The sequence below is a fragment of the Methylomonas sp. LWB genome (assembly GCF_001856095.1).
GTDB classification, from domain to species: Bacteria; Pseudomonadota; Gammaproteobacteria; order Methylococcales; family Methylomonadaceae; genus Methylomonas; species Methylomonas koyamae_A.
The window spans coordinates 155,287-171,654 of sequence record NZ_MKMC01000067.1 but is presented as its reverse complement, the minus strand read 5'-3'; the positions used below and the strand labels follow the sequence as shown (position 1 = coordinate 171,654).

Genomic DNA, 16,368 nt, shown 5'->3' with positions numbered 1-16,368 from the left:
TTTACGCCGCGTACGCAAGCAAGGCTTGCGTACGCGGGTAACCCGCCCATTCAGCACACATTCGCCAAGAGGTGACGTCATGGCATTGAAAATTATTGAAACCTGCGTGAACTGCTACGCCTGCGAGCCTTTGTGCCCCAGCAAGGCAATTTATATGTCGGAATCGGCCGGGCATTTTAAAATCAACCCGCGCAAATGCACCGAGTGCGAGGGCGATTACAAAGATACCCAGTGCGCCAGCATTTGCCCGATCGAAGGCGCGATACTCGACGCGCAAGGCATCGCAATCAACCCACCCGGTTCGCTGACCGGTATCCCGCCGGAGCGCATGGCGGAAGCGATGGCGGAACTGCAAGCCCATTGACGGCGATGGCCATCGTCCATTTCTACGAGAAACCGGGTTGTTTGAACAACACCCGGCAGAAGCAGTTGCTTAACGCGGCCGGCCACGTGTTGGTCGTGCATGATTTGTTGCAGCATCCATGGGCCAAACAACCCGACCTGTTGAGGGCGTTTTTTGGCGAAATGCCGGTTGCCGAATGGTTTAACCGTAGTGCGCCGGCCGTCAAGCAAGGCTTGATCGATCCGGATAGTTTGGATGAAGGACAGGCGATCGCGTTGATGGTTGGGCAGCCTTTGCTGATCCGCCGGCCGCTGATGGAAGTCGACGGCACTCGGGTATGCGGCTTCGACGAAGCCCAGGTCGATCGCTGGCTAGGTTTGAAAATACCGTCCGGCAAGGATTTGGAGACGTGTCCTAGGCAGGCCCACGCCGAGGCGTGCAAGCCATGAACACCCTAAAGTTGGAAAACGATGACGGCGTTCCGGTAGCGGTGTCGTTATCGGAGCGGGTGCATTGGATAGGCGCTTTCGATCCCAATCTGCGTACCTTCGACATCATTCTGAAGACGGCCAACGGCACCAGTTACAACGCCTACATCATTCGCGGCAGCGAAGGTGTCGCGGTCATCGATACCGTGAAGGAAGGTTTTGCCGGCGATTTTTTCGCTCGACTGGAAAGCGTGGCCGATTATTCGGAAATCAAGGTCATCGTTCTGAATCATCTGGAACCGGATCACACCGGCGCTCTGCCGGAATTGATGCGGCGGGCGCCGCAAGCGCAGTTGTTCATCTCGCAAAAAGCGCAATCGATGTTGAAGGGGTTGCTGAAACAGAACGAGTTGAGCTTTACGCCGGTGTTGACCGGCGATTCGGTCTCGCTCGGCGACCGTAGTCTGGAGTTTTTGCACACACCTTACCTGCACTGGCCGGATACTCAGTGCACCTACGCCCCCGAGGAAGCTATCTTGTTTTCCGGCGACGTATTCGGTTGCCATTTTTGCGACAAGCGTTTGTACAACGATTGCGTCGGCGATTTTCGGTTCTCGTTCGAGTATTACTACGCGCACATCATGCGGCCGTTCAAGGAATACGTGGTACGCGCGCTGGAGCTGATCGAGCCGTTGCCGCTGACGCTGATCGCTCCCACGCACGGCCCGATTTTGCGCGACCGGCCGCAGCATTACATCCAGCGCTACCGGCAGTTGTCCAGCCCGGCCCTACATAACGAGCTCAGCCCCAATCAGAAGACTCTGCTGATTTTCTACATCAGTTCCTATGGGAATACCCGGCGCATGGCGGAAGCGATTTACCAAGGCGCGATGCAGGTCGAGGACGTGCGGGTATCGCTGTACGACCTGGAGGGCGGAGAAGTGGCGCCTTTCGTCGATTTGATCGAAGAAGCCGACGGCTTGGTGCTGGGTACGCCGACGATCAACGGCGACGCGGTCAAGCCGATTTGGGATTTGTTGTCCTCGCTGACCGTGGTCAATCTAAAAAACAAGTTGGGCGGGGTGTTTGGCTCCTACGGCTGGACCGGCGAAGGCGTGCGTCTGGTCGAGGACCGTCTGCGCGGCTTGAAATTGCGGGTGCCGATTCCCGGTTTGCGGGTGAAACTGATCCCGACCGACGACGAAATTTTGGAATGCAAAGCCTTTGGCTTGGAACTGGCGCAGGAATTGACCGGCGCCCGAGCCAACCGCACCGTGAATTTCGCCGATTTGGCCTGAAACAACATCGACGCGCGCCGCGTGGACAGGACCGTGTGAGTCTTGCCACCGATTGTCCCGCTTGTTGAGCAGCACAAGCGGTTTACCGAGTATTCGGCCGGAGCCCCTGGGTTTCGGCCGGGCCGATGCAAGGACGCATCGGTGGATCCACCGTCGAAAGGCGGTGGAAATCGGGGGGCCTTATCGGGCCTCCACAACGAAGATTCGTCAGATTAGGCGGTTTTCGGGATTATTTTCAATACCTTAAGGAGTTTTAGCAATGGCCAAAGCGACCATTACGTTCGAAGATATCAATGTCACTGTCACGGTTCCGGCCGGCACTCGAGTCATCGAAGTGTCTGAAAAAGTCGGGTCTGGGATTACCTACGGCTGCCGAGAAGGTGATTGCGGCACCTGCATCATGAAGGTGACTTCGGGCTGGAATCATTTGACCGAGCCATCGGTGCTGGAAGATAAGGTGCTGCGGGAAAACATGGCCGGCAAACACAATCGTCTGGCTTGTCAGGCGCAAGTGTTGGGCGGTCAAATCTCCGTCAAACCGGTGTAACCCACTTCACAGGAGGCAGACATGGCTTTAGTGACCTTTACCAGTCCCGAATATCGGGATAAAACCGTTTACGCGGTAGCCGGCAGTCACACTCAGACGGTGCTGAAACTGGCTTTGGAAAACAAGATTCCGATTAACTTCGAATGCGAAGACGGAGAGTGCGGTACTTGTTTAGTGCGGGTAACCAGTATCGACAAAAAAAATCAACGCATGGGCGGTCCGCTGACCGAGAAGGAAAAAACCGTGTTGAAAGAAGTCGGTAAGGTAACCGCCGAGGAGTTGGAAAAAATGATCGTCGACGATTTGCCATGCGAGTGGCGTCTGGCCTGCCAGATGATAGTCAGAGACGAAGACATCCGGGTCGAATACTAACTCGGTTAACCCCGGCCGGAGGAAAGTCGATGAGTTGCATACCCGTCCTAGCGTCGCCGGCGGAAGCCGATTTGGCGGCAAAAAACCAGTCCAGGCAGGCGATCCGCGACGATCTTTTGGCCCGTGCCAGCCCGACGCCCAATCGCGTCTGGCTGGCGCAAATTATCGCCAGTTGGGCGGTCGGAGACGGCGTGTTGCCGGACCGAATGGGCTTGGAGCCCGACGATTTCAAGCAGTTGCTGGCGCGGCATTTTTCCGGATATTCGTTAGCGGAAACGGCAGTGTCCGGTAGCGTGCTGGATTACGGTAGGATGCTGGAAAAACAGGATTTGGAAGTGTTGTTGCGGCAATTTGCCGTCGAAGCCGACGATCGGGAAATTTTGATCTCGTTGATCGTTTCGGCTTGCTTGGGCAGCGATCATCTTTGGCAAGATCTCGGCTTATGGTCGCGCAAGGACTTGTCCGATATGTTACGGCGGAATTTTCCGGAATTGGTGGCGCGCAACAGCAAGGATATGAAGTGGAAAAAGTTTTTATATAAGCAGCTTTGCGAGGCCGAAGGATTGTATGTCTGTCGGGCGCCCTCCTGCGAGGTTTGTCACGACTACCCACAGTGCTTTGGGCCGGAAGATTAACCGCTCTCGACGAGAAGAGTCGCTCTATTAAGATTTCGTTAAAATACTGGTTTTACCGGAATTATCACATTTTTAACTTATACTTGTGCTTTTTGCTTGGACGCCGGAGTTTTTCCGGAGGAATGGACAAATGCATTGGTATCGTTGGGCGCTTGTGGCGTTGCTTGGCATTGCGACGCTCGGGCATGCCGAAGAGTTGGACAAGCGGGCTTTGCGCGACCGCTATGACGAACTCAAGCAGCATTACGAAGGGTTAAAACGGCGCGGGTTCGATTTGCGAGTCACCGACGCTCAGGTGCAAGCCATCGAGCAAGCTCGCCAACACAACGATTTGCGCGGATTAGCCGCTGCTCTCTCCGAGCTGGACTCGACGTTTCAAACCCTCGAACAGCCCAAGCCCACCCAAAGCGACGCAGGCGCGCCAAGCGCTGCAATCCAGTCGCCGGTAGCGACCTCTCCGTTATCCACCAGTCCCGTCAAGGCGCAACGTGCCGTCATCAGAACGCTGGCGTCGAACGCCACGTTTCGCCAACTTCTAGCCTATAAGGGCAATCCCCGCCGTATCGATGCCAGCGGGGCGGCCGGGCGGAATATCGACGAGTTTTCCGATGTCGCGGCTCAGCGCGATGCCGGCTGGGTATTGGCGCTGGCTTTGGTGGAAGCAAATCCCGAATTGTTTGAAAAAGCGGCGCGGGCCGCGGAATTTGCGTTCGGCAAGCAAGATCCGAGCGGATATTTTCATAATGGCCAGGGTGCATCGCCGCGCACGGCGATCAATGCCGACACTTTTTTTCTGCAAGCTTACGGGCAAATGCTGTGGATACTGAAAGAGGATAACAGCCAGCCGGCCTATACAGCGCGCTTGGAAGCTTTGTTGCCTAAGGTCCGCCAGGCGATGGCTTGGCTTAGACAAAATACCGATGAAATGCTGCGCCAAGATGGTCACACCGCCAACCGGCTGGTGTTTGATGCGCTGGCATTTCAGTTGAACGGCAAATTGTTGGACGATCCTAGTTTGGTTGCGATCGGTAACGGATTTTTGCGCGACGTGGTGGCGGCTCAACGCGGCGATGGCGTATTCGTCGAAAAGGGCGGTCACGATAGTAGCTACCAGGCTGTCACATTGATGAATCTGCAAATTGCCTGGTCCTATTCCGACGATGCTCGTTTGCGCCAGCAGTTGTTCGACGCGGTGCGCTTGGGTATGGCTTGGTTGAAACCGCGTATTCTGACTAGCGGCGAAGTGTCGGCCGAAGGCAATACGCGTACCGGGCTGGGCCAGGAAAGTTTCTTCGGCAAGGTCAAGGAAATCAATTATGGCGAAGTTGCCTATTGCCTTTACTACTGGTCGGTGATCGCGGACGATGCCGAGGCGGGCCGTCTGGCCGACAGCGTGATGGCATTTGCGCTTAAGCACGGTTGATCTAAAGTTTTAGGGTGCGGAATCGGCAATTCCGCGTTTATGTTCTGTGGGGATGAGTTATTCGGGAAGAAAATGGAAAATACACTGAATTTTGCGTTATTGGGTTGCGGTCGGATTGCCTCTCGGCATGCGGAGGTACTGTCGGGACCCGTGGAAGGCGCTAGATTGGTGGCGGTTTGCGACGTCACCGAGGAACGGGCGGAATTGTTCGGCAGCAAATACGGCGTGCCGCACTTCACCGACCTGCACGAAATGATGGCGGCGATGGGCGACAAGATTGATGTGATCAACGTGCTGACGCCGACCGGTTGCCATGCTCAGCACGTGTTGGAAGTTGTTGAATACAAAAAACACGTAGTCGTCGAAAAACCGATGGCGTTAACGTTGGACGATGCCGAGGCAATGATCGAGGCTTGCGATCGTGCCCAAGTCAAACTGTTCGTCGTCAAGCAAAATCGATACAACGTGCCGGTGCAGAAGCTGCATCAAGCGATGAAGGCCGGGCGTTTCGGCAAGATTGCGATGGCCACCGCGCGAGTGCGCTGGATGCGCAATCAGGCCTATTACGATCAGGACGGCTGGCGCGGCACTTGGTTGTGGGACGGCGGCGTGTTTTCCAATCAAGCCAGTCACCACGTGGATTTACTGACCTGGCTGTGCGGCGACGTCGATTCGGTGTTCGCATACACCGCGCGTAGTCTGGTGGATATCGAAGTCGAGGATACCGGCGTCGCGGTGCTACGCTTCCGTAACGGCGCGCTGGGCGTCATCGAAGCCACCACGGCGGCCCGGCCGAAAGATTTGGAGGCGTCGATCAACATCCTTGGCGAACACGGTACTGTCGAGATCGGCGGTTTCGCCGTTAACCAGATGAAGACGTGGTTGTTCGAAGAGCCGACGCCCGACGACGAGCTGGTGTTGCAAGAGTTCAACCAGAATCCGCCCAACGTCTATGGCTTCGGCCATTTGGAATATTTGCGCAACGTGGTGCACGTGATCAATCACGGCGGCGGTGCGATGGTGGATGGTCTCGAAGGCTTGAAGTCGTTGCGCTTGATCAGCGCGATTTACGAGTCCGCCGCGACCAGTCGCGAAGTCTGGTTGCGCTTTCAGCCGACGCATAGTCGACTGGGCCGGGCGGAAATGCGCAGACGGAGCGACACGGCCGAGGATCTTCGTAAACCGCGCAAGTAACCCCTTCAGTTTTTCGACCCACGAGATTTTTAATTCATGTCCAATTCAGAAAATTCGCAGTCGTCGGCCAGCGTGGCGCCGACTGCCATCGTCCACCCCAACGTCAAGCTCGGCAAGAACGTCGTCATCGAGGATTTTTGCATCATCGGTTATCCGCCCAAGGGCTATCAGCCCGGCGAACTGGAGACCGTGATCGGCGACGATACCCATATTCGTTCGAACACGATCATTTACGCCGGCGCGGCTCTGGGTAGCCATTGCCATGTCAGTCATTACGTGTTCATTCGCGAGAATACCAACCTCGGCGATCATTGTTCGGTCGGCGTTAACGTCGTCATCGAGCACCACTGCCAGATCGGCAACAACGTGCGTCTGCAGGCCCAAGCCGGTTTGTGCGAATACACCGTGCTGGAGGACGATGTCTGGCTGGGGCCTAGAGTCATCACCACTAACGTGCCGCATCCGACTTGCGACAAAGCCAAGGAATGTCTGAACGGACCGGTGATCCGCCGCGGCGCGATTTTGGGCGCGGCCGTGACGGTCAGCCCGAATCTCGAAATCGGCGAACGGGTATTGGTTGGGGCCGGCAGTGTGATCACCAAATCGACCGAGGACGGCGCGATTTTGTTCGGCGTGCCGGCCAAGAAAATCGGCGAGGTCGAGGGCGTTAAATGCCAGTACGAGTTGATGCCGCAAAGTCCGTACAAAACCGACGGAGCCGCGCCGACCGATGCGCCCGCCCGTCGCGTGCCGTTTGCCGATCTCGGTGCCCAGTATCAGCGCCACAAACAGGAATTCCGTCTGGCGATGGATCGGGTGATTTTGAACAATCGCTTTATCAACGGTCAGGAAGTCGCCGAATTCGAGCAAAGTTTTGCCAGCTATTGCAAAACCGCTTACGCGATCGGCGTCGGCAGCGGTACCGATGCGCTGGAACTGGCCTTGATGGGCTTGGGCATAGGCCAAGGCGACGAGGTCATCACGACGCCGCACACCTTTATCGCGACCGCCGAAGCGATCGCCTTGTCCGGTGCCACCCCGGTATTTGCCGACATCGATCCGCTGACTTATCAAATCGATCCGGCCGCGTTGGAAAGCAAAATCACCGCCAAGACCAAGGCGATCATTCCGGTGCATCTGTATGGGCATCCGGCGCCGATGCCGGAAATTCTGGCGATTGCCAAAAAACACGGATTACGGGTTATAGAAGACGTGGCGCAGGCGCACGGCGCGACGATCAACGGCCAGACCGTCGGCGGTATCGGCGATGTCGGTTGTTTCTCGTTCTATCCCGGTAAAAACTTGGGGGCCTACGGCGATGCCGGCGCGGTGACCACCAACGATTCCGAATTGGCGGCCAGAATCGCCAAACTGCGCGATCACGGCCGTTCGACTAAATATTTGCATCAAATCATTGGCCGCAATAGTCGTTTGGATACCTTGCAAGCAGCGTTGCTCAACGTCAAACTCAAGCATTTGCCGAAATGGACCGCCAGTCGGCAGGCAGCCGCCGCCCATTATCAAGAAAAGCTGGCCGGTTTACCGTTAACGTTGCCGGCCGTCGCGGAAGGCTGCGAGCCGGTTTACCACTTGTACGTGGTGCGTTGCCAGGATAGGGACGGATTGTCCGCCTTTCTGAAAGCCAACGGCATCGACAGCGGCGTGCATTATCCGACGCCGTTGCATTTGCAGCCGGCGCTGGCTTACCTGGGCTACTCGGCCGGCGATTTTCCGCGTACCGAAGAGGCCGCCGCCAACATTTTGTCGTTGCCGATGTTCCCGGAAATCACCCGCGATCAGATCGATTACGTCGCGGCCACGATACAGCGTTTTTTCCAGGCATAAGGCGGCGACATGGCGGCTCCGGAATTATCCATTGTCACCTCGGCGTATAACGAGGTCGGTAACGTCGAACGCTTTCTGAGCGGGGCGTTGCAAGCTGTCGAAAATCTGGGCGTGTCGGCCGAGATCGTGTTTTTCGACGACGGCAGCACCGACGGTACCGGCGCGGCGGTGGCGGCCTTTGCCGGCCGCTCCGGCGACGTTCCGATCAAATTGGTCAGCCGGCCGCACAAGATGGGGATTACCGCGACGATTGTCGATACCTATCCCAACACCGCCGGCCGCTACGTGTGTCTGGTGCCGTCCGATCTGGAGTCCTTGCCGGAAGACGACATCCCGGTGCTGTACGGCGCGATGGACGACGAGACCGACGTGGTGGTCGGCTGGCGGAAGGACAGAGGCGACGGCAAATTGTTGGCTTCGAAAATCTACAATTGGATCAACTGGTACTTGTTTGGGGTGCGCTTGCACGACATGAACTGGATCAAGTTGATTCGCCGCGAAAAGCTGAGCGATTTGCGGCTGCGTTCCGATTGGCACCGGTTTTTGGTGCCTATCCTGGCGCAGAAACGCGGCTGCCGGTTCAAGGAAGTGGTTACTCAGTGGCATCAACGCCGTTACGGCCGATCCAATTTTGGACTCAAGCGTTTTTCGATCGCTATCGCCGATCTGGTGACGGTTAAATTATTGCTGGCTTACGGCGATCGGCCCTTGCTGTTTTTCGGTTATTGCGCGGTAGCGGCGCTGGCGATTGCCTTGCTCGGTCAGGGTGTGCTCGGCGGTGTCGCGGCGACCGGATTGGCGTTGACCAGCGTGTTATTGCTGGCCATTGGCGCCGCCGTCGAATTCATTTTAAAAACCGGAGATCGCTAAACCATGAAAGTGTGCATGATGACTTCGGTGTATGCGCTCGGCGAAGACGACCGTAACGGTTCGTTTTTGGTCGAGTGCAACCGATACATGACCGAGCGCGGTTACCGGGTCGAGGTGTTCGCGCCCAGCTACGAAGGCCGGGAAAACCATAGCGTGCAAGGCGTGCCGGTTTACCGCTTCCGTTATTTTTTCAAGCGCTTCGAAAATTTGACCCATTTTCAGGGCGCGCCCAACCGGATTCGCAATCCGCTGTATTTGTTCGTGGCCGGGTTTTATATTCTGTCCGGTCTGGTCCAGGCGATCGGATTTTGCCGGCGCGGCAATTACGATGTTATTCACGTCCATTGGCCGTTCCCGCATGGGATCTGGGGCTATTTCGCGGCGATGGCGCATCGCACGCCCATCGTGCTGACGTTTCACGGCGCCGAACTGCTGCTATCCAAGAAGTTTCCGTTCGTCGCCTATTTCATTCGCCATGCGGTCAGGCACGCCCAGGCCTTGATCTGCAATTCCAACTATACCGCCGGACAGCTCGCGGCACTGACCGGGGTTCCGGTGGCATCGATACACGTGATTCCGTTCGGCGCCACTGTCGAGATCAAACCCGTCGAGAAAAACCGCGCCAAGCCGGTCAAGGACGTGTTGTATGTCGGCCGTCTAATCGAGCGCAAAGGTGTCGGCTATTTGCTGAATGCGTGGCCGGACATCGTCAAGCACACCCAAGCGCGCTTGCATATCGTCGGCGACGGCGACAAGGCGGCCGAGTGGAAGGCCTTGGCCCAAACGCTTGGTATCGAAGCCAGCGTCAGCTTCCACGGCGTCGTGACCAACGAGCAATTGGAACAATTGTATCGCGAGGCCGACGTGTTCGTGTTGCCGTCCATTGTCGATAGCCGGGGCGACACCGAGGGTCTCGGCATTGTGTTGGTCGAGGCCTTGGCTTACTTGACGCCGGTGGTGGCTTGCGATGTCGGCGGCATCTCCGACGTGATTCGCGATGGCGAAACCGGCTTGCTGGTGCCGCAACGCGACGCCAAGGCGCTGACGGATGCGGTATTGAAAGTACTCGAAAACCCCGAATTGGCCGAGCGTTTGGTCAATGCCGGAGCGGCCCACGCGAGGACATATTTCGATTGGCGGCGTATCATAGACGCCTTGTCTAACGTATATGGTTCGGTTACTCGTGAAAAGTCCTAAACCACTATCGATACTATCCGGCGTTTCCGGTTGGTTTTGGCTTTACGTCGGCCTAATTCTGCTGGGCGCATATTTGTTGTACGCGGCGATCGTGCCAACCTATAAATCGCCCAATTCCCGCTTGTGGAGCTCGGCGATGGGTTATCCGGCCATGTTGCGCAAAATGAACGCGGAGATTCCAGTCGAAACCGCGTTGCCGAGCCAGCGGGAAATGGTTAAGACCGTGTCGGCGGCCGGTGAAATCGGCTTTTTGCACGAGGTGCCGATCAATATCGAAGTCGCCAGTATCGTGACCGATGTGTATGTGGAGAGCGGCGCGAAAATCAAGGTCGGCGATCTGTTGCTACGTCTGGATAACGGCGGCAGTCCGACCCGTTTAGCTCGTTTGGATGTCGAGGACAAACGCAATGCCTACGAAAAGGCCCGTCGCGATTATTTGCGGGAAAAAGAGGCCTTCAAAAGCGGCATCATCGCCCAAACCGATTTGGCTCAGTACGAAGCAGACATGAATCAGGCCCGAATCGAATTGAATAAGGCGCAGGAAAGTTTGAGCCAATCGTTCGAGTCGCGCAGCAAGAACATCTTCGGCGACGCCAAGCAAAGCAGTCGCGGCGCCAAGACCGACATCCTGTCGCCGATCGACGGCGAAGTCGTCCAGGTGGCGACCTATGCGGGCGAGAACATCCTCGGTCCGAAGAACGGCTTGATGTCGCTGGGCGACACCTTGATGTTCAAGGCTTCGGTCGATCAGCGCTATTTTTCGACGATACAAGCCGGCAATCGGGCGGAAGTTTATTTGCAGGCCTATCCCGATAAGCCGTTCGCCGCCAAGGTGATTAAAATCGACAACTTCATCGCGGTCGCCGGCAAGGCCGACGCGACAGTCCCCTATACGTTCAACGTTTGGTTGGAATTGGAGGGGGTGCCGACCGAATCGATACCGCTGGCGCGTGGTATGAACGGCTATTGCCGCTTCGATTATCCGTTTCAGGCCCTAGCGATACCGGAAAAAGCCTTGCTGAATTATTCCGGACAGCGCGGCGTCGTCATGACGGTCAATGCCGAGCGGCGTTTGGAATTGAAGCAGGTCACCTACAGCGCCAGCATGGATGGCATGGTAGCGATTTCGTCCGGGCTCGGCGAGCGGGAGCGCGTGGTATTGAGCGGACAAGTTGGTTTGCAATCCGGCGATAAAGTCAAATTTGAAGAATGATGAATAGAAAATCGGCGAAGATGAGTGTCGAAGCCTCGAACGAGGCGGAGATCGGCGATAGACGTCTAGACAAAACCGGAGCCAGAAGCCGCGACTGGATTCGGGCTTGGCTGATCGGTGCGGCGATGACCTGCGCCGGTATGTCCTCGGCTCAGGCGTGGCCCTATGGCGACGATGCGGAAGCCGACAGCGGCGAAGTCGCCGCGCCGGCATTTTGCGAAGGCATACCGCGCCAGTCGGTCGGTCGCTTGAGCTTGCCGGGCGCGATCAAAATGGCGTTGTGCCACAACCCTTCGGTCGTTAAAGCGCGTCGCGACGTGCGGTCGGCGCGTTTGAACTACGACGCCGAGGACGCCAAATACGCGTCCGAGGTCGAATTCACCGTCAATGAAAGTTACCAGTTCGGCGATACCAGCCAGATCGAAAATGTGGTCAACGTCGACCCGGCCAATCCGACCTCGATCCGTTCCAATTCGGAACGCACCTATATGAGTCTACGCTGGACCGCGCCCTGGTGGTACAAATCCGAATTCAAGTACGAGGCAGCCAAGAGCCGCTTGGGTATACAGTTAGCCGAGGCGCGTTTGAACCGTACCGAACAGGATGTGATGTTCTCGGTTTATAAGGCCTATCTGGCGGCGCTGGTGCAGAAACATAAGCTGGATATCGAGACTCGCAAACTCGAGGCGATCAGCGACCAGAGCAAAACCCAACAACGCAATTTCGAATTGGGGCGCGCTTCCGAAGTCGGCGTCGTGATCGAGGAAGGCAATTTGCTGAATCAGCAATTGACCGCCGGCGACACCCGCGAGGCGATGGATACCAAAATGAACGAGTTGCTGGGCTGGCTGGATATCAAGAATGCCACCGGCGTGGAATTGGACGACTATCCGCTGGAGCCGGGCAAGAGCGATGTTCACGCCTACGATATCGACCGGGCCTTGCAGTTCCAAACCCAGGAAGTCAATATCCAGATAGTTCAACAAGCGGTCGAAATCGACAAGCACGAAGATGTCTGGAAACCCACCGTCTCGACCTGGGCCGGTTACAGTCCCTACATCAAGTCGGTCGGTACTTCGCAATCCAGGGAAATCAACGACTTGGTGACCGTGGGCGTGGAAGTGCAAGTCGAGTTGCCCAATTTCGAGGCTCGCGATGCCGCCGTTAAGGTGGCCTCTCACGACAAGACCATGTTGGACGAGCAATTGCGCGGCGCGATCGACGATACCCGCAGCCAATCCAGGCAATTTCAAAATAAATTAACCAAATTGACCGAGCAGATCGAACTGCTGGACAAATTGCGCAAGGTTCAGGAACGCCGACTGGAAGCCGGCCGGAAAAGTGTGGAGCTTGGCACGATGAACCCGATGGAATACCGGAATCTGGAAAGTAATCTGGATGCGACCCAAACCCAGCGCTTGGATAAATTGTTCGATTATCTGGTGGCGGAAGCCGAGTTGAAACATCTGCACGGCATCGACGTGCTCGCTAACATTCGTTGACAACGACAATACCGGAGGATTCGCGGTCGACAGATGTTGGCGTGGCCGACGCGCTGAGAAAAGCAGCGCCGCCGCGCGCCCCGACTTGCGTGATTGCGTTTTCTTGTTAGCTAGGGCGACAAGACTTGCGCCGTCGGATCGGTGTTTTGCTCGACCAGCGACCAACCACCCCCTAAAGCTTTATACATTTGTATTTGAGCGGTCAACACATCCAATCTTGCTTGGACGCGGTTGTTTTCGGTGCTCAGGTAACTGCTCTGCGCATTCAACAATGCTTGGAAATCCACCGCGCCCAAACGGTAACGGTCCTCGGAAATCCGGTAAGCCAACTTGGCCTGCTCCGCGGCGCTTTGTAGGGCTTGCAGACGGCGGCGGCTGTTGGCGAAGGTCGCGGCGGCGTCCTCGACTTCCTTGAAGGCGGTCAACACGGTTTGTCGGTAGTTTTCGATCAACTCGGCATTCGCGGCTAATGCGTAGTCCAGAGCGGCTTCCAAGCGCCCGCCTTGGAACAGCGGCTGGGAAAGTCCGGCCGCCAGACTCGCCGCCACGCCGGCCGGTTGCGGGTTGGCAAGCACGCTGCTTAGGCTTAACTGCAACTTCGGATAAAACGCGGCGCGCGCCACGGCGATATCGGCATTGGCGGCCACCAGCTCCATTTCCAATTGACCGATGTCCGGTCTTCGCTGTAATAGGTCGGCGGGCTGCGAGGCGGGAATGCTCGGTGTCGCCAGATCGGCGAATCGCGCCGGCGCCAAGTGTAAATGTTGCGGCGGGTGGCCGAGTAAAATCGCCAAACTGTTTTCCGCCAGCGCTTGTTGCTGGATCAGCTGGTCTAGGCTGGCGCGGGCATTGGCATGGGCCGTGCGTTGCTGGGCCACTTCCAGTTCGTAGGCGGCGCCGGCTCGTTGGCGAGCTTCGACGATAGTCAAGATCGCATCGACCGTTTCCAGGAAATCGGCCGCGATTTGCCGGCGTTCTTGGAGGGCCAGCAGGTTGAAATAGGTCAGGCCGATGTCGGCCATTACGACCAGCCGTAGCGCGTCGCGGGCGAACAGCTGGCTCAGCACGCGAGCGCCGCCGGCGTCGCGCTTGGCCCGATTGGCGCCCCACAAATCCACCTCGTAAGCGATGTCGATTTGGCCGCTGGTTTTCTGGCTGTCGCTCAGTTCGTTGCGGCTGTCGCTGAAGTTGCCGTCCAACGTCGCACTGGGCCAGAGGTCGGCACCGGCGATTCTGGCTTGAGCGCGCGCTTGCGCTATCCGTTGAACGGCCGCGGCCAAATCCTTGTTGGCGGCCAAGGCTTCGCCGATCAAATGGTTGAGTTGCTCGCTGGAGAAAGCTCGCCACCATTGCTCATCGATATCGGCCGGATCGACCGCGCGCGCTTCCCGCCAATGCGTCGGCGTTTCGGCGCTGGGACGTCGGTAGTCGGACAACAGGTTGCAGCCGGCGTTCAGGCTTAGTAACGCAAGTAGGAGCGCTGGATGTCGGGCTTTCTTGGTCATTCCGCCGCCAAGGCCACGACCGGATCCAGAAAGGCGGCCTTGCGGGCCGGTAGGTAGCCGAATAACACGCCGGTACCGAAGGCGCAGGAAAAAGCGAGGATCGCCGGCAGCGGCGAAAACAGCACCGCCATCTCGAAGTACTTCAAAACGTAACCGGCGGCAAATCCCAGCAACACGCCCATAAATCCGCCCAAGGTACAGACCACCGCGGCTTCGGTGTTGAATTGCAACAAAATATCGCGGCGGCGGGCGCCGGTGGCAATACGGATACCAATTTCGCGGGTGCGTTCGGTGACGCTGACCAACATGATGTTCATGACGCCTATGCCGCCGACCAGCAAGGAAATAGCGGCGACAATGCCTAGCATCAAGGTAAAGGTATTCTGGGTTTCGGTGGCCGATTCGATAATCGAGGCCATGTTGCGTATCCGGAAATCCTCGGTCTGGTGACGGGCGATCAGCAAATCGGTGATCGCTTGTTGGGTGGCGTCGATCTTAACGACGTCCTCGACCCGCACCGTGACGCCCCCCAGATACTTCTGGCCGAACAAACGGGTCAGGCCGGTCGTAATCGGCACGAACACCGCGTCGTCGCGGTCGCTGCCTTGGGCGTCGGCACCCTTGGTTGCCATTACCCCGATCACTTCGAACGGAATATTGCCTATCATCACGAAACGGCCCAGCGGGTCTTCGCCTTCGGCGAACAACAGTTTGCGTACCGTTTCGCCCAATACCACCACCGGTGCGTAGCGCCGCTGGTCGCGCTCGTCGAAAAAATCGCCAAGCGCGATCGGCCAGTCGCGTACCCACGGCATGCTGGACGCGACGCCTTGCACGCTGGTCGCGTAATCGACGCTAGCGTAACGCACGGTCATCCGGCCGTTGCGTTCCGGCGCGGCCGATGCGACGTTGGCCAGTTCCGCGATCGCGTCGGTATCGGCGAGTGTCAAGGTGGCCACGTCGCCGCCACCGCGAAAGCCCGGTAGGCCGGGGCGGATCGATAGGATGTCGGTGCCCATCGCCCGCATTTGCTCCAGCACTTTTTCCTGGCTGCCTTGGCCGACCGCCAACATGGTCACGACGGCGGCGACGCCGATGACGATGCCCAGCAAGGTTAGCGCGGTGCGAAACAGGTTGACGCGTAGCGAGCGTAGCGCGGTCTTGGCTGCTTCGCCCAGTTCCGCCGCCAGCCCTGCGCCGCCGATGCCGGGGTGCGCCGGCGGCGGCACGGCCGAACCGCCGATATGAGCTTCCCCGTCGCCGACGATCTTGCCGTCGGCGATATGAATCACGCGTTGCGCATGGGCCGCGATTTTTTCGTCGTGCGTGATCAACAATACCGTGCGGCCTTCGGCGTGCAGATTGCCGAGCAGACTCATCACCTCCATGCCGCTGTGACTGTCCAGCGCGCCGGTCGGTTCGTCGGCCAGAATCACCGGCGGGTCGTTTATCAAGGCACGGGCGATTGCGACCCGTTGCTGCTGGCCGCCGGAAAGTTGCATCGGTCGGTGCTCGCCACGCTCGGCCAGACCCAGTTTGCTTAACAGCTGCAAGGCGCGTCGTCGGCGTTCGAGCTTCGGTAGGCCGGCGTAGAGGGCAGGTATCTCGACGTTTTCGGTGGCGGTGGCGGTATTCAGCAAATTGTAGCGTTGGAATACGAAACCGAAGCTATCCCGCCGTAGCGCGGCCAGTTGGTCGGGGTCCAGGTCGGCCACGTCGCGACCGAGCACCCGGTAAGCGCCGGCGTCGGCGCGGTCCAGGCAGCCGATCAAATTCATCAGCGTCGACTTGCCCGACCCGGACTGGCCGACGATCGCGACGAATTCGCCGGGCCAAATCGTCAGCGAGACGCCGTCCAGCGCTCGAACCGTGGCGTCGCCGTTCGGATAGACGCGCTGAATGTCGGTCAGTTGCAGCAATGGCGTCTGATTCATAGGCGCGGTACTCCGGGCGCCGCGTTCGGACCGAGCGGTCCGGGGTCCTTACGGCGGTTTTT

At 57.8% G+C, this 16,368-nt stretch carries 15 protein-coding genes; 13 read left to right on the top strand and 2 right to left on the bottom strand.

Going from position 1 to position 16,368, the window contains the following annotated elements:
* The first annotated feature begins 79 nt into the window (after positions 1 to 79).
* From BJL95_RS20450 to BJL95_RS20390, 13 genes are all read left to right on the top strand, one after another.
* On the top strand, positions 80 to 364 hold the full coding sequence (locus BJL95_RS20450; RefSeq protein WP_064030672.1) for a 4Fe-4S dicluster domain-containing protein: 285 nt from the start codon (positions 80 to 82) through the stop codon (positions 362 to 364).
* Positions 365 to 369: 5 nt separating this feature from the next.
* Positions 370 to 792: an ArsC/Spx/MgsR family protein gene (locus tag BJL95_RS20445; protein ID WP_071160531.1), complete on the top strand. Its 423-nt coding sequence runs from the start codon at positions 370 to 372 to the stop codon at positions 790 to 792.
* Complete coding sequence (locus tag BJL95_RS20440) at positions 789 to 2,069, top strand: FprA family A-type flavoprotein (RefSeq protein WP_064030735.1); 1,281 nt, start codon at positions 789 to 791, stop codon at positions 2,067 to 2,069. Before BJL95_RS20445 ends, BJL95_RS20440 begins: the two co-directional genes overlap by 4 nt.
* Positions 2,070 to 2,328: 259 nt before the next feature.
* Positions 2,329 to 2,616, top strand: coding sequence for a 2Fe-2S iron-sulfur cluster binding domain-containing protein (locus BJL95_RS20435; RefSeq protein WP_064030670.1), 288 nt, complete (start codon positions 2,329 to 2,331; stop codon positions 2,614 to 2,616).
* Between the two features lie 21 nt (positions 2,617 to 2,637).
* On the top strand, positions 2,638 to 2,988 hold the full coding sequence (locus BJL95_RS20430) for a 2Fe-2S iron-sulfur cluster binding domain-containing protein (protein ID WP_064030669.1): 351 nt from the start codon (positions 2,638 to 2,640) through the stop codon (positions 2,986 to 2,988).
* A 29-nt stretch (positions 2,989 to 3,017) separates the two neighbouring features.
* Positions 3,018 to 3,623, top strand: coding sequence for a nitrogen fixation protein NifQ (locus BJL95_RS20425; protein ID WP_071160530.1), 606 nt, complete (start codon positions 3,018 to 3,020; stop codon positions 3,621 to 3,623).
* Positions 3,624 to 3,753: 130 nt separating this feature from the next.
* On the top strand, positions 3,754 to 5,046 hold the full coding sequence (locus BJL95_RS20420; RefSeq protein ID WP_071160529.1) for a hypothetical protein: 1,293 nt from the start codon (positions 3,754 to 3,756) through the stop codon (positions 5,044 to 5,046).
* A gap of 72 nt (positions 5,047 to 5,118) precedes the next feature.
* Positions 5,119 to 6,240: a Gfo/Idh/MocA family protein gene (locus BJL95_RS20415; protein ID WP_064030666.1), complete on the top strand. Its 1,122-nt coding sequence runs from the start codon at positions 5,119 to 5,121 to the stop codon at positions 6,238 to 6,240.
* 36 nt (positions 6,241 to 6,276) lie between these two features.
* Positions 6,277 to 8,085 carry an aminotransferase class I/II-fold pyridoxal phosphate-dependent enzyme gene (locus tag BJL95_RS24255; protein WP_083386182.1) on the top strand — a complete coding sequence of 603 codons (1,809 nt, stop codon included), beginning with the start codon at positions 6,277 to 6,279 and terminating at the stop codon, positions 8,083 to 8,085.
* Between the two features lie 9 nt (positions 8,086 to 8,094).
* Entirely contained in the window at positions 8,095 to 8,955 is an 861-nt protein-coding gene (locus BJL95_RS20405; protein WP_064030665.1) for a glycosyltransferase family 2 protein, read from the top strand.
* Positions 8,956 to 8,958: 3 nt separating this feature from the next.
* The gene (locus BJL95_RS20400) at positions 8,959 to 10,152 is read left to right on the top strand and encodes a glycosyltransferase family 4 protein (protein ID WP_071160528.1); all 1,194 of its coding nucleotides are present in this window, start codon (positions 8,959 to 8,961) and stop codon (positions 10,150 to 10,152) included.
* On the top strand, positions 10,139 to 11,365 hold the full coding sequence (locus tag BJL95_RS20395; RefSeq protein WP_168032623.1) for an efflux RND transporter periplasmic adaptor subunit: 1,227 nt from the start codon (positions 10,139 to 10,141) through the stop codon (positions 11,363 to 11,365). The genes BJL95_RS20400 and BJL95_RS20395 overlap by 14 nt, the downstream gene beginning before the upstream one ends.
* Positions 11,365 to 12,867, top strand: a complete 1,503-nt coding sequence (locus tag BJL95_RS20390; RefSeq protein ID WP_071160527.1) for a TolC family protein — start codon at positions 11,365 to 11,367, stop codon at positions 12,865 to 12,867. The genes BJL95_RS20395 and BJL95_RS20390 overlap by 1 nt, the downstream gene beginning before the upstream one ends.
* A gap of 110 nt (positions 12,868 to 12,977) precedes the next feature.
* On the opposite strand, the gene BJL95_RS20385 is transcribed toward BJL95_RS20390, so the two are convergent.
* Both BJL95_RS20385 and BJL95_RS20380 read right to left on the bottom strand, forming a co-directional pair.
* Positions 12,978 to 14,372, bottom strand: coding sequence for an efflux transporter outer membrane subunit (locus BJL95_RS20385; protein ID WP_071160526.1), 1,395 nt, complete (start codon positions 14,370 to 14,372; stop codon positions 12,978 to 12,980).
* Positions 14,369 to 16,306, bottom strand: coding sequence for a MacB family efflux pump subunit (locus BJL95_RS20380; protein WP_071160525.1), 1,938 nt, complete (start codon positions 16,304 to 16,306; stop codon positions 14,369 to 14,371). The genes BJL95_RS20385 and BJL95_RS20380 overlap by 4 nt, the downstream gene beginning before the upstream one ends.
* Positions 16,307 to 16,368: the final 62 nt, after the last annotated feature.

Bases quoted from the DNA above. Each gene is read 5' to 3' on its own strand.
- BJL95_RS20380 (WP_071160525.1), bottom strand. From the start codon at position 16,306: ATGAATCAGACGCCATTGCTGCAACTGACCGACATTCAGCGCGTCTAT.
- BJL95_RS20400 (WP_071160528.1), top strand. From the start codon at position 8,959: ATGAAAGTGTGCATGATGACTTCGGTGTATGCGCTCGGCGAAGACGAC.
- BJL95_RS20415 (WP_064030666.1), top strand. From the start codon at position 5,119: ATGGAAAATACACTGAATTTTGCGTTATTGGGTTGCGGTCGGATTGCC.
- BJL95_RS20445 (WP_071160531.1), top strand. From the start codon at position 370: ATGGCCATCGTCCATTTCTACGAGAAACCGGGTTGTTTGAACAACACC.
- BJL95_RS20450 (WP_064030672.1), top strand. From the start codon at position 80: ATGGCATTGAAAATTATTGAAACCTGCGTGAACTGCTACGCCTGCGAG.
- BJL95_RS24255 (WP_083386182.1), top strand. From the start codon at position 6,277: ATGTCCAATTCAGAAAATTCGCAGTCGTCGGCCAGCGTGGCGCCGACT.
- BJL95_RS20420 (WP_071160529.1), top strand. From the start codon at position 3,754: ATGCATTGGTATCGTTGGGCGCTTGTGGCGTTGCTTGGCATTGCGACG.
- BJL95_RS20385 (WP_071160526.1), bottom strand. From the start codon at position 14,372: ATGACCAAGAAAGCCCGACATCCAGCGCTCCTACTTGCGTTACTAAGC.
- BJL95_RS20390 (WP_071160527.1), top strand. From the start codon at position 11,365: ATGAATAGAAAATCGGCGAAGATGAGTGTCGAAGCCTCGAACGAGGCG.
- BJL95_RS20430 (WP_064030669.1), top strand. From the start codon at position 2,638: ATGGCTTTAGTGACCTTTACCAGTCCCGAATATCGGGATAAAACCGTT.
- BJL95_RS20405 (WP_064030665.1), top strand. From the start codon at position 8,095: ATGGCGGCTCCGGAATTATCCATTGTCACCTCGGCGTATAACGAGGTC.
- BJL95_RS20425 (WP_071160530.1), top strand. From the start codon at position 3,018: ATGAGTTGCATACCCGTCCTAGCGTCGCCGGCGGAAGCCGATTTGGCG.
- BJL95_RS20435 (WP_064030670.1), top strand. From the start codon at position 2,329: ATGGCCAAAGCGACCATTACGTTCGAAGATATCAATGTCACTGTCACG.
- BJL95_RS20440 (WP_064030735.1), top strand. From the start codon at position 789: ATGAACACCCTAAAGTTGGAAAACGATGACGGCGTTCCGGTAGCGGTG.